General features: G+C 57.6%; 7 protein-coding genes. All 7 read right to left on the bottom strand.

Features of this window, described 5'->3' with window-relative positions; translation table 11 throughout:
• Positions 1–4 precede the first annotated feature (4 nt).
• Complete coding sequence (locus Mal65_RS19030; RefSeq protein ID WP_145301184.1) at positions 5–1,762, bottom strand: hypothetical protein; 1,758 nt, start codon at positions 1,760–1,762, stop codon at positions 5–7.
• The gene (locus tag Mal65_RS19025) at positions 1,759–5,031 is read right to left on the bottom strand and encodes a hypothetical protein (RefSeq protein ID WP_145301182.1); all 3,273 of its coding nucleotides are present in this window, start codon (positions 5,029–5,031) and stop codon (positions 1,759–1,761) included. Before Mal65_RS19025 ends, Mal65_RS19030 begins: the two co-directional genes overlap by 4 nt.
• 129 nt (positions 5,032–5,160) lie before the next feature.
• Positions 5,161–7,371 (bottom strand): hypothetical protein, encoded by a 2,211-nt coding sequence (locus Mal65_RS19020; RefSeq protein ID WP_145301180.1) that lies wholly within the window; start codon positions 7,369–7,371, stop codon positions 5,161–5,163.
• Complete coding sequence (locus Mal65_RS19015) at positions 7,368–9,470, bottom strand: N-terminal double-transmembrane domain-containing protein (protein ID WP_145301177.1); 2,103 nt, start codon at positions 9,468–9,470, stop codon at positions 7,368–7,370. The genes Mal65_RS19020 and Mal65_RS19015 overlap by 4 nt, the downstream gene beginning before the upstream one ends.
• The gene (locus Mal65_RS19010) at positions 9,467–10,423 is read right to left on the bottom strand and encodes a DUF58 domain-containing protein (protein ID WP_145301170.1); all 957 of its coding nucleotides are present in this window, start codon (positions 10,421–10,423) and stop codon (positions 9,467–9,469) included. Before Mal65_RS19010 ends, Mal65_RS19015 begins: the two co-directional genes overlap by 4 nt.
• 48 nt (positions 10,424–10,471) lie before the next feature.
• Positions 10,472–11,539, bottom strand: coding sequence for an AAA family ATPase (locus Mal65_RS19005; RefSeq protein ID WP_231131173.1), 1,068 nt, complete (start codon positions 11,537–11,539; stop codon positions 10,472–10,474).
• Positions 11,540–11,994: 455 nt separating this feature from the next.
• The gene (locus tag Mal65_RS19000; protein WP_145301165.1) at positions 11,995–13,485 is read right to left on the bottom strand and encodes a DUF6513 domain-containing protein; all 1,491 of its coding nucleotides are present in this window, start codon (positions 13,483–13,485) and stop codon (positions 11,995–11,997) included.
• Positions 13,486–13,847 lie beyond the last annotated feature (362 nt).

Below are 13,847 nucleotides of genomic sequence, written 5' to 3'. Positions count from 1 at the left end.
TGGGTTAGGGATGATTGGACTCGGCGTGGGCGACCATTCTTTCAAGGTCCGAATCGTTGAACATGTCCTTCAGCGGCTGGGTGTCCATCGATGCGACCGCCTGGCTCAGGTGGCGAAGCCGTTGTGCCAGCGTCTGATCGGTCGCGTCCGGCAAGTCGAGTTTGCGCAGGTGTTTCAACAGCTGTTGGTGCTGGCGGTCGGTCAATGCGATTCGATAACTGAAGTTGGCCAGCCAAACATCGCAGGCGAATTGATGTTTGATCATCGCTCGTTGCCGCTGGGAAGCCGCCCATCGTGTTCGATACTCAGTGGGCACTGACCGCCACAGTTTTTGAAATGTGGAACCTTTCCCGTGGAGCCCCTGCCCGATTCGATTGCGGTATTCCATCGTCTGATCGCGGGCTTCGGCATGCGTGGTGATTTTGGCGTTGGGACCGCGAAGGCGACGTTTGAACCGGGCATAGTCATTCAGCAAACTTTGGATGTCGGCCATTCCGGCCAAACGCAATTTTTCCTGATGAGGCACGGGAAGGTCGGTCGCAGCGACGACGACCTCCAATTTGGCTTCCAAACGCTTCTTCAAAAGGTCTTTCACATCGGACATGCGATTGACGTTGTTGATCAGAAGCTGGTCCAGCGCATCTGGATTCACCTCGGTTGGAGTGAACGAAAGAAAATCTTCCGCGAAGACAACCGCGTCTGCTGCGTCGATCACCACTTCCACTTCGACGTCCGCAACCCTTTCCAGTTGGACTTCCGGTTCCTCGACGACTGCCATTTCGACGGCGTTTTCGATCACCACGACGTCTGCGGAATCGTCCGAGAGTTCGATTTCGGAGGTGGCTGCGGCGGGCTGAACCTCATCCTGCGAACTTTCAATACGTTTGGCGCGTTGGAATTCGATTGCGGACTGCCAAAGTTGTTCAATATCGGCACTGACTAGGGGCGACGCATCGGTGATGGCGCAATCAAGCCCCGCGGCAAAACGCTGGCCGTTTGAAAAATCCGTTGGCGGCCGGCGATCCAATAGCTGACGCTGGCGTGAATCCAACAGACGCCGCACCGTATTGGTTCGGGCCAAAGGAGCGTCTTCTCCATATGACGGCGACAGCAATACGCCGTCGTGACGATCGCCATTGCCCTTTTCGTAGTCGATGAAGACTTGGTGCAATGGTTCAAGCTGGTCGACACGCAACGGAATCACACAATCAATAGCATCCACCATGACGGCGGCATTGGCACCACGCCACCGATCTTGGCGTTTGCGCAGGATGACTTCCCAGCGTTCCAACTGTTGGGCCGACAGCGTTTCGCTGAGTGCTGGTTGAATCCAATGGTGAAGGATCGACAGCACCGGTGGCATCGCCGTGGATTCAAATTCCCCGTCCGACTTCATGACCCAATCCGATACTTTGCTGGTCACGGTCACGCCTCGTGCCGCGATCGCCAGACGCTGTTGGGGCGTCAAGTCAAAGTGCCGGTCGATGAATTCCAATTCACGCTGGACGGTGGCCTGGACAACCGGTTTGGCATCGTTGGTCAGGTCAGGATCGCCGTCGAACTGATGGTACTGCGGCCGTGTCCAGTCAGGTTCGGTCGACAGCAAACGTTGGGCAACGTTGCCGATCGCCGACAGTGTTTCGCTTAGCGGATCATCGGCGAAAGCCGAGGCAACCGTCCAAACATGCAACAGATAGATGCAACCGATGATCCGCACGCATGCAAAGCCGTCACGTCGTAATCGCCGCCGTTTCGCGATCATGGCGACGCGTTCCACTGTTGGATTTGATGAAAGTATTGGTCCAGGCCCGATCGAAATTCTTCCGGCAACGGTGTGCCGGAGTTTCCAGTATTCGTCTCGGTCCGTGACGCTTCGCGGACTTCGTTGGCGTTCAATCCTGCGCCGACCAATGCCAATGCGGCAACATCGGTATCGCCTCCACCGCCGCCACCCGGATTGGCACCGCCGCCTCCGCCCCCGCCGCCCTGGCACATGCGTTTGGTTTCCAACAACAATTCAATCACTTCGGTTTCCGCTGCAATCGCTTCGCTGCCCGTTTCAGGAGTCGCCAAAATTCCCACCGCCTCGGTCATCACGATCGACACCGAGGTCAATTTTTTCAGCTCCTTGACGAAGTGCTCGCCGGCGTCGGGCAATTCGTTGATACGTTGCGAAACCAGATCGGTCCGGTTCCTTAGGTCAGCCTGTTCCACCGCCAAGTTGGTGGCGCGTTGGTGATAGTCATCGGCGTCCAGGTCGGGGCGTGCTTGTTGGGCCTCGCGTGTCGATTCTCGCAGCTTGACCTCGGCTTCCAAAATCTGCAAAACCTCCAGCACGATCGACGGGGGCAAGCTTTTCTGTGATTTTCCGCCTGGACATGATCCCGAGATGCTGGGTTCGACCAAGTCTTCTGCCCAGCGGTCCAGCGTGTCGCTCCAGTATTCGGCCATGGCGATGGAAATACCGCTCTGGTCGACCACGTCGTTAGACAATTGACCGAGTGCACCGGTGACATCTTCGCTGCGCATTTCATCCAGGACCGTCTTGAACTGGACATAGCGGCTACGTTCATAGTAGGCGTCCATGTCGTCCATGATGTACGAAACGTCGGTCCGATAGCCGGTCAGCTTCTCAGACAACTCCGACAGCGTCGCACCCGCCTCGGCAGCCTCGGATGCATCGCGCCCAAAGGTGGATTGCGAAACCGATGTCAACTGATCCGCGACGGCATCTTGTTTTCGCGATGCCGCTTTCAAGCGTTTGACCAACGTGCTGCCTTCCATGTTGGCCATCAGTTTGTCCAGTTCGCCGACCACCTTTTCAAATTCGGCCAGCAGGTCGTCCTGTTCGGTGACCGCTTCGTCGATCTCGTTTTCCTGGGGTTCGGATTCCGGTGGCTCTTGATCGGAAACGGCGTTGCCGGCCAGACGAGTGGTGGGCAGGGAAAGACGACCCGACGAAGCCTTTTTTGGGCCCGATTTTGGTTGCTTTTGTTCGCTCAGATCCAACTGCGTTGATTCAACATCGGTGACACCGGGTGCTTTGGCGGGCGGGTCGCCTTCGTCCTCCTGGTCGGATTCCGATTTGCCGGATTGATTGACACGATTTTTGCCAGCGGTCAAACGTTTTCTTGCCGCATCACTGCGTGACAATGATTCGGATTCACCCGCTTTGCGCAACAGATCGGCGACACTGGGCATGCGGTTGCCCGAGATGTCTTTGAGGACTTGCATCATTTCGGCCCAGGATTCCATGTGCCCCACGCCGATTTCCGGATTACGCATCGCCTGGGCCAACAGCGATTCTCCCTCGCCGACCAGCCGATTCAAACGATGCCCGTTGGCGCGTTCGGCACGAGCCTGAGCTTGCAATTGACGCCGCGTCTCCGGTGCATTGAGTTGCTCTTTCGATAAGCGTCGAAGTTCACTGTTCTTTTGGTACAGTTTCAATTCACGATCGCGAACATCCAGCGATTGGCGTTGCCAACGGGCCAGTTGGTTGGCGATCCAGATGGCGTGTTCATCGGCCGTCAGCACATCGAACACACTGATCGGCCCTAAAACTCGCTCACGGTTTGGCAAGAAGTCTTCGACGTACAACTGAACGGCGACACGGTCAAAACGTCGTTCCAGATCTTTGGCCGTAAATGTCCCCGTTGCTTCCAGTAAGTCCGCATCTGGTCGACCCGCCGCGATGACTTTTTCGCCACCGTCGATCAATTTGCCTTCGTCGTCCACGTGGTGCCAAAGAAGGCCGATACGTCGAATGCCGAAATCATCACGGCCGTATGCGGTGTAGGCGATGGTTTCGGAATCCAGCAACACTTGATGTCTTGGCAGACCGTCGGCGGTGACCGTTGGTGCGGCATCGTTGACATCAGTTAATTGCAGTTCGAACGGTTGGGCGGGCTGCAGGTTGTGGACGTCACGCCAGGAAAGCGTCAGTCGTGATGGCGACTGGACCGATTGTGGAGGCACTTCAAATGCATGCCCCGATACATCGGCGGGGGAGCCGTTGATATCGGCCGATCGCAAATCACGCGATGTATTGACCTGCAGTTCAACCTGGCTGCCGCGGACGACCGACAGGGAACCGCCCCGAAGCGTTTGAATGATCGGTTCAACACGCTGAAGGTAGGCCGGCAAGTGGATTGTCGCTTCGATATCGGCCAGTTCCGGACGTGTGACGGGAACCAGTTTGGTGGCACCGCGATAATCGCCGGCCGACAATTCCAACGCGCCTTCCTGGTAACGTCCGGGCAAATGAAAGTGATAGCCTTCGTCGTCAATCGATGCCGTTTGTTGTCCATCGGCCAAACGTGCCGTGGCAATCTCTGGCCGACTTTCGGTGGAACCTGCCAAGGCCACATCAAAGTCAAACGCTTCGCCGTGTGCGACGATCATCTGATCCGGCAACGGTTCCATTTGGGTGAACGTGAATCGCGACACGTCCGACCAAGGCGTCAGGTATCGAGACCAAGCGTTGCCGGTTGCCGCGGCGGAAATCCCTGTCAAACATCCCAAGCCGATCAGCATGATCGCGGCGGTCAGCGATCGCTGACCGTGCATCGGGTGTGGGATCGCATGCCGCAAGTCGGCATGATCCACATCATCACTGACTTGATCGATTGCGGCACGCACCAATCGCGGCGAACGGCCCTGTTCGTCCACGTTGTCTGCAAGCTCGATGACGCCCATCAATCGATCGCCGATGGCCGGGCGGGTGGTGGTCAGTAATTCGGCGACTTGATGAAGCGTCCGGCGTCGAACGATCCAGTGATAAATGGCCCATGGCACCACCAACAGCACCGCTAGGGAACCGATCAGGATCAGCAGGCGGATCCATGCCGGTGTGTCGACGAAACGGTCGACGATGAACACGAAAAAGAATCCAAACAGCACGCCCGCAACCGCCAAGGCCGATGCTTCCCATAATTTCAGAGTCCACAATCGGCGTCGAAACACAGTGATCGACCGCTTCAGCGTATCGGGCAGTTGGACGTTGGATTGGGGGGCGATGCTGTCGGACACTCAGACAGGCTCCGGTTCACAACGGCAGGCGGGCGGATGGATTCGGCAGGGGCGAATGAAGGATCATTCAACGGTGCATCATTCTAGGCGACCCCACCCCGATGGGTCGCAAAAAATCAGGGGGTGATCCTAAATCAGTCCGACGATTTTTCGACCGACCCAGAACAGCCCCAGGGCGACCAACAAGACGGCCATCGTGACCGGGTTGCACCACAGTTGGACCCGTCGAATCTCCGGCGGTGGTAGAGGCAGTTCCGCCAATCGATCCAAGATTTGGTCAACCTGGTCCACACGGACCGACAATCCGCCGGTCAAGGTTGCCAATTCGTCCAACACTTCGGGGCGGGCTGGTTGCCCGATCGTTTCCACCACTTGGCCCTGGACGAAAAAGTTGGTCTGCAAATCCGATGGTGACTCGGGGGACGTCACCATCACTTCGTGACGCCCCGGATCTTCGGGAACGAACGTACCGCGATAGACGCCCCATTGATCGCCCTGGGCTGTCAAGCGAACCGTTTCCACGGTTCCGGTCGGCGATTCAATGCGAGCGACAACGTTTCCATTTTCCAGCGGTTCACCGCTTTCGGAAATCACATGAGCGGTCAGCGACATGGTTTGGCGTCGCGACGGCTGGTCGGGCGAATAATAAAAACGCATGGAATCGCCGCGCGCCATGTTTCGTTGATACGCCATCCAACGAACCACTTGTCCCCAGAATCGATAGTGGTATTTGTCTTCGACGCCTTTCCGCCAACGCCATGCGCCGTCGGTGCCCATGAACAAGACTTTGCCGGCACCGAATGTTCGCGTGACCAATAACGGCAGACGACCGTATTGATTGCTGACCTCGCCGTGAACCGCCAGTGTTTCGGTGCCTGGTCGGCTGCGAACCACCGGCGCGAACCACTGGAAACCGGGCAAGCCTTCCCACACCTGTGCATTTTCCTCTTGGGTGTCGGCCAATTTGGTCAGCAGGCTTCGCCGCCCCGATTCGGACAGTTGGAAATGTCCCGCATCAGCCGCGCCCCAGCCCTCCGGTTGCAACGAATCCAAATCGACCGGATACAGTTGATTCAGTTCGGTTTCCAGCAAGTCGAATTGATGCCCCTGCCAACCCGGCATCAGCACCAAGCCGCTGGCCTGGAATTGAACTAGACCCTTCAGCAGGTCCGCCTGCTTTTGGGTCAGCTGGTCTTCGCCGACGCCAACATCGCCCAGGAAGACCACGTCAAACGGCGACAGTTCCTCGATGGTTTCCGGGAACGTTTTGATGTAATCGGTCGAACCGCCGCCGGTGGATTCCAAGTTGGGATGGAACAGCAAGCAAGCGACATCGATTCCCGGATCGCGCGACAAAGCGTTTCGAAGGTAGCGGTATTCCCATCGTGGAATCGACTCGATCACCAGCACACGCAGTCGTTCCCGGCGGATGGCGATCGGCGATGTGCGCTGGTTGTTGGATTTGATTTCGTCGTCCGGATGGTCTGGCAAGCGGACCGTGATTTCGTAGTCGCCGACTCCGTCTGGTTTCCATAAAAACGCGTCGGCCGTCTTGGACATCGGTTCGATTTCCACCGATCGGTCCATCGTTTCACCATTCGATGATTTCAGACTGACGGTGGCGGCGACCTTGCGCGGCAACGAGCTTTGGATCGTGAACGGGATTCGGACGGTTTTTCCCAGCGTTGCAAACGTCGGCACGTCCAAGTTGACCAATTCTAGGTCGGGCAATTTTTGTGGGCTGCCCACTTTGACGCCGTAGACCGGGACGTTCTGCATTCGCAACTGCAGAGCCCCGTCGGCGGGCGATGCGCCCTCGTTCCAGTCCCCGTCGCTGATCACCACCACGCCCAACAATTCGCCGATCTCCGATGCAGCTTTTTGTATCGGGCTGTTGAGGTCGGTGCCACGGTCAGGTTGTCCTATGGGGGCCATGATGACTTTGCGATCTTCGCCGACACTTTGCCAGACGGTTTCGTCCTTCAAGCCTTCGATCGCTCGTTGTCGTGTCTGACGTTGGGCATCCACCGACGCCGCGTCGACGTCCTGGGTTCGCATGCTGGGCGAATTGTCCCACAGTACGGCGATGGTCGGCTCGGTTTCCGGTTGGTACTGGCTTTCCCATTCGGGCTGGTTCAACAGCACCGCGATCAACAACATGATCAACAAACGCAGCGTTTCCAAAACGCCCACACCGATCGCGAATCGGCTGCGTCGCCATGACACGAAACTGGCCCACGAGGTGATGGCGATCAGAACGATGGACAGCAGGACGGAGAAACTGCTTGGCAAAAAGGTCAAGCTGGATCGTGTTTGGGCGATCAAAAAGGTTTCGATCATGTGGTCGCCCCCTTCTGATCAAAGCCGGCGCCGCGACCCCGGCCACCGGTGACACGTCCGCTGGATGCCGGGGCCGACGTTCGGCGGATTCGAGGCAGGCATAGCAGTGCCTCGGCCGCAAAGGCAATCATCATCAACACCAGGAACGTTCGCCAAACTTCCTGGATCAAGCTGTCGGTCGACCCGCCCACGTTTTCAATCCGGTCGTAACGAAGACCCGCGAAGATGCGATCCAGTTGATCGTTGGAAACGGTCGCTTCGATGTCTTCGGATTCGCCACGATTGATTGCGATGAATCGGTCGTCGTCTTGATAAACGCCTCGGTGCAACGAATAGGTCGTCGATCGACCCACATTCGGACCGGTCAACCGCTGCCAGGTGTCCGTGTCCGATTGGTTTTGCCCCGCGGTCAATTGTTGGGTCAGTCCCAACGTGTCGGCTCCATCGGCCAACGCACGTTGGATCAATGCATACAAAACAACTCCATCACGAGCCAACGACGATTGGTCCGCGGATATCCCCGTGCCGATGAAGTAAACGCCGGGGACATCGGCGATCGATCGGGCGATGATCGGGGCGCCGTCGGGCAGGTGGGCCAAGCCGATTTGATCACCCAACACGGGGCGATGCCAGCGGATCTTTAGGTCGCCAACCGGCAATGAGTCACCGCTGCGGACGCCTGACAGAAGATCATGGTCACCGATCCAGCGACCGACCTGGACGTCGCTTTCGTGTTGCAAGGCTTCGCCCCAAGAAAGCCCCGCCCAGGCAATGCCTGGATCTTCATCGCCACCGGAATCAGGGGCAAAGCAAATCAGGCGTCCGCCGCGGCGCAAAAAAGGATCCAATAAAGCTTGTGTGCTTTCCGGCGGCAGCGGCCCGGTCCATAGGACCAATGCGACATCATCCAGATCGGCTTTCGCCAAGTCGTTTGGGGTCATCGCGACCGATTCGCAGCGGATTTCCGGGGTGGTGGAAATGCCCGCGGCAAGCAACAGCGGCCGCGCCGTTTCGGTGTCCCCATCGACGGCATCCTCGGTCACCACAATCGACTTTCGAATCACCGGGCTGCCGTAGACGAAGTAATACTCATTGTCGGACGCATTGGTGTCTGCGGGGATGGATAGCTTTCCCCAACCGGTTCGTTGCCCCGCGTCCAGAGGCACGGCCCACTGGTTGATCTCGGTTAATTCGCCGGTCTGTCGAACGTTGAATTTGCTGCGTGCACCGTTCAGGTCCAGTTCGATCGGCAGTTCGCGACGAGCGGAATCATTGCTAGACACGCCCACTTGCCGGATCGTGAAGGACAGACGTAGTTCACCGGCCCCGGGCGTTTCCGTTGGGTCGGGGCCCTTGGCTGCTGACGCGACGGTGGCCGATTGCACGCGTAGGCTGCGGTTGTTCGGTGCGGATGCCGCATCGGTCAACAGATGGAATCGAACCGGTTGGCTGATCTGCCGCAGCGACCGATTGATCGCATTCCAACGTCCGCTGTCGACGTTCCAGTCGCTGCGTCGCAAGTCCGACACGATCCAACAATCCACACTGCCCGGTTGGTTTTCGCGAATGTACTTGGCCGCGGCTTCCAGCAGATCGGCCGTGTCGGTTGTCGCCGCATCCGTGTCGGCTGCCGACAACTCGATCAACTGTTCGGGATTCTCCAGTTCCAAGATTTGTTCTTGGTTGGTGTCGATCCACACATAGCGATCCGATCGAATGGTGTTCAACGATTCGACCAAGCGGCGGGTCAGCGTTTCCAGCTTGGTGCGTCCACCGGGCGTGATCTGACCCATGCTGGGTGAACGGTCTAGCAAGATCAGTGTTGTATCAACACGGCTGCCGATCGTTGTGCCCAGCCAACCACTGCTTAGCGGTCGAGCCACGGCGAAGATCAGACCGGCCACAACTAATGTGCGAGCGGCCAAGATCAAGTAGCGACGCAGCTTGGCATAGCCGCGCGACATGCGATTGGCGGCCAGCAAAAAAGACATCGCCGCCCAAGGTGTTGTTTGGAATCGGCGTTGATTGATCAAATGGATGATGATGGGCAAAGCAACCAGCGGCAGTGCCCACAGCATCCAGGGCTGCAGAAACGTCATCCCACACCGCCGACCGATGAAGAATCAATGGGGGACGTTTCGGCGACCGCTTGGCGACCGCCGGCCCGGCCGACCAGAAAACGACGCAAGACGATTTCGACGTCCTGGTCCGTGATCACGCGGTGATAATCGACGGCGCTTTCCAACATCATTTGGCGAATGCTGGTCAAGTATTCGGACATCGCGCGATGATATTGCGGTGCGATATCGTTCGGGTCTGCGAAGACGTGTTCGTCGCTTTCCATGTCGACAAAGCGTGTCGGTCGAGAAAACGTAAAATCAATCTCTTCACGATCAATCAGGTGGAAAGCCGCGACGTCGTGTTTGCAAAACCGCAAGTGGTCGATCGCCCCACGCAATTCGGCCGGTTCGACGAACAGGTCGCTGACGATCACGACCAAGGCACGCTGACGCGTCGTGTCGGCGAATTCATGAATCCGCTGGACCAATTGTGTTCCGCCACCGGGGCGGATGTTTTGCAACACATCAAACATCACCCGCAGATGACTGGGGGTGCGACGTGGCGGCAACGTTTCGGTGATCGTTTCACCGATGCCGGTCAATCCGGCCGCATCGCCCTGTTGGATCGCAAGGTGCGCCAGCGTTGCAATGATGCGGCGGGCAAAGGACAGCTTGGTTGCCGCGGTGGAACCGTAACCCATGGAACCGCTGGTGTCCAAAATCAAGTGGCACCGCAGATTCGTGTCCGCTTCGAATTCTTTGACATAAAACCGGTCGGAACGTCCGTAGGCACGCCAATCCAGACGTCGCAAATCATCGCCGGGGACGTATCGGCGGTACTCCGCAAACTCGACACTGGAACCGCGGTGCGGGCTGGCGTGCATGCCGGACACGTTTCCCAACATTGCCTGCCGCGAATACAACGGGATCGACGACAGTCGAACCAGCATTTGTGGGTCTAGGAAATCGCGGTGTTGTGCTTGCGGGATCATCGCGGTGTGGCTTCATCAAGGTCGCATCGTACGTGTCGGTTTGGGCGGCTAGGATGCTTTCGCCGCTCGGTCCTCGGCCACTTCATCGACCAGTTGCTGCACGATCTGTTTCGCGTCGACCCCTTCGCTTTGCGCGGCGAATGTGGTGATCAGTCGGTGGGTCAGCACGGGCTGTGCGACGTCTTGAACGTCTTCGGTGCGGACCATGTATTGGCCTTCCAACGCCGCACGCGTTTTGCCACCCAGGATCAGGTACTGGACGGCACGTGGTCCCGCGCCCCAAGACACCAAGCGGCGAAGCCAATCCGATGCTTCGGGTTCCCCGGGACGCGTCCGACGCACCAAGTCGACCGCGTATTGGTACACATGATCGGGCACCGGAATTCGACGAGCCAGATGTTGAAATTCGATGATCTGGTTGCCGTCAAGAATGTGTTCCAACGTGGGCATCGAATCGCCCGTGGTGGTTCTGGCGATTTGGATTTCTTCCGCTTCCGACGGATAGCCCAACTCGATTAAAAACATGAAGCGATCCAGTTGCGCTTCGGGCAATGGATACGTGCCTTCTTGTTCCACCGGGTTTTGCGTGGCCAGCACCAGAAACGGTTCGTCCAGACTGTAAGACGTGCCCAGCACAGTGATGCGTCGTTCCTGCATCGCTTCCAACATTGCGGCCTGGGTCTTGGGTGGCGCGCGGTTGATTTCGTCCGCCAAGACGATGTTGGAAAACACCGGGCCGCGAACGAAATGGAATTCGCGTCGGCCGTCGGCGGTGTCTTGCAAAATGTCGGTGCCGGTGATGTCCATCGGCATCAAGTCGGGCGTGAACTGGATGCGATTGAACTGAAGCGACAATGTTTCAGCCAACTTGCTGACCAGCAAGGTTTTGGCCAAGCCGGGAACCCCCATCAGCAAGGAATGGCCGCGAGCAAACAGGCAGATCAGCAGTTGATCAATGACACGAGTTTGACCGACGATGACTTTGGCCAATTCGTCTTTCAGTTGCTGGTGGTGCTGACGCAGACGCTGAAGACTTTCAACATCGTCGTGGCTCAGTTCTGTGGTCGGATTCGGCCGGGACGGATCACCGGTCGGGGTCGGGGCATCGGATGACACTTGCAGGAGGGCTCCGCGATGGGCGGTCGAATCCCCGGGGGGGCGGGATTCGGCCGAGATGTCGGTCAATGAAGGTGGGAATGCTGGATCGCAGGAATGAATGATCCCGGGACGCGTCAGGCACATCCGGCGGTGTGACCGTTGTCCCGGTGTGCCGCAGGCAGGACCGGATGAGATCGTCAAAGCAGACTTTCAGCCGCCAAAGTATCAGCCGCTCATGCGACCCGCAAACGTCGACTTGTCGCGCTTTTCCGGCCGCCACCCTCGGTGGCGATTTGCCACGTCGGGGCTGACGGCGGTGCATCCCTGTCCGCCCCATGATAGTCGCCTGGCCGGACTTGCGAACCATGGCGTGCGACGATCACTCCAGATGCCGGCCAACAGTTCATGCAGGACAGCGTTCAGCACGGAATGCATCATGTCACGCGCCGGTGTCGATCATCCCCCTGACCATTTCAATCGGATTCTTGACCGCCCGAACCTTTCCGATTCGAATCTTTGCGACGCCGGGCAGTTCGCTCGATGCGGTGGGCGTCTTCTTCCACCGTCAGCATGCCCCAATACAGTGCGCGGTCTTGTTCGTACTGCTTGCCCAATTGCATCGCGATCGTGGCTTTGGCCATCTCATAGCCCAAATAAAAGGCATGTCCCGGATCCATCGAATCACCGCGAGGTGATTTCAACAATGCGTCGAACATGGCAAACGCATCACGGTCGCTTAGGTGCAGCCCCGACGACACCAAATGGATCAAGCTGTCGTCAGCAAAGATGCGGTAATTCGTATCACGGATCGTGGTGGCCAATTCGTCCAAAGCGCCATCGGGCATCGGTCGCAGTTTCGGGTCACGCAGCATGACCAGCGCATCGCTGATTCGTTTGGGCGGCGTTTGCATGCCGACCGCGTAACGCACCAAACGCCGCGCATGATCACATTCGCGGACCGAGGATCGTGCCCAGTTGATGACCTGAGTCGTCAGCACGCTTTCGATTCGCAGTTCTTCGCAGATCGCCAACAGGATCAAGTTGACACCCGCCGAATCAACGTCGGTCAATTCGGTCAGGTTTCCGATGCCCATCATCATCTTGATCGTGGGATCCTGTTTTCGAAATTCCGCGTATCGTTGCAAGCTGGCAAAGAACCCCGAACCAATGGGTTCCAAGATGGCGTCGGCGCGAACGCACACGCCGTGTTGGCGAAGGTCATCGACCGTGTGTTTCAAGCTGTTGATGTCGTTCGGCACATCGGGGATCGCAACCACTTCACAACCCCAGTCCATCGCGGCGAAACGGTTGGACGCGTTGACCGACAACACCAAGTCGGCACCCGCGGCAACCGCTCGTTCAGTTTCCGGAATGTCAAAGGTGTCGATCGATGCTGGCATGCCTTCGTCCAGCACGACGCGGACATAGTCGGCGATGTTTTGACAGGCTGACGATGGATCACATCCGATATCGATTCGATCCGCACCCTGATCACGCAAGTGTCCGACGGCAGATCGAAAGTCCTGCATCGACAATCGTGGGGCGTGATTGATTTCCGCGATGATTTCGATTCCATGGTCCGTCAATTCCACCGGCATGGATTCGCCGCCGAACCATTCATGCAATTCACGACAGTCTTTGGGACCGATCCACCAGCGGACTTGGTCACCACGGTCGACATCGTTTTGCAACTCGCTAATGACGGAAGCACGTTGTTCGGGATCCAGGCAAATGAATCCTGGCAACACGACGTCGGTCGTCTGTGGCGGTATGTCAAGCTTCCGTTTCAACCATCGTGGCGTCATCAACGCCGCAACGGTGATGGGGGCAACCCCCACGGTGCAACGAACGTCATGGCGTTGTTCCAATTCACCGGCAATGTGACACAACATTGGTTCAGCCAACTTGCCCGTGACCAAGTGGATGCGTTGGCCGGTCGATGGTTGAAAAGCGTCTTGTTGCATGTTGGATGATCCATCAAACCGACGTGTCAATGTCGTCTTCGATGTGGGATGGTCTTGACGTTTGGCAGATGCGACTTACAAAAGGTAATAGCGAGAGACTTGTTTGCGGTCGTTTTTTACAAAACGATCGTGACGTGGCCGAGGTCTCTCGCTTTTTTATGCGCACTGTCTGGTGCGATGCGTTGCGACATTGGGCACCGTCATCAAGCACGCTTGTGATCCCAAACGATTGGTCACGCGATCCTGTTTCGACGATAAGTCGACGGCCCGGATGTGCAAGCTTTGCGATCGATGACCCGCCGCATGAAAGTTGCACCCTTGCGTCGCGTTGGATCGGATCGGTTCGACGCGAATGCGAAGGA

Source organism: Crateriforma conspicua, assembly GCF_007752935.1.
Lineage (GTDB): Bacteria > Planctomycetota > Planctomycetia > Pirellulales > Pirellulaceae > Crateriforma > Crateriforma conspicua.
This window is presented reverse-complemented; position numbering and strand designations above follow the sequence as displayed.

Coding starts and splice junctions, on each gene's coding strand:
- Mal65_RS19030 (WP_145301184.1), bottom strand. CDS start 1,762: ATGATCGCGAAACGGCGGCGATTACGACGTGACGGCTTTGCATGCGTG.
- Mal65_RS19020 (WP_145301180.1), bottom strand. CDS start 7,371: ATGATCGAAACCTTTTTGATCGCCCAAACACGATCCAGCTTGACCTTT.
- Mal65_RS19015 (WP_145301177.1), bottom strand. CDS start 9,470: ATGACGTTTCTGCAGCCCTGGATGCTGTGGGCACTGCCGCTGGTTGCT.
- Mal65_RS19010 (WP_145301170.1), bottom strand. CDS start 10,423: ATGATCCCGCAAGCACAACACCGCGATTTCCTAGACCCACAAATGCTG.
- Mal65_RS19000 (WP_145301165.1), bottom strand. CDS start 13,485: ATGCAACAAGACGCTTTTCAACCATCGACCGGCCAACGCATCCACTTG.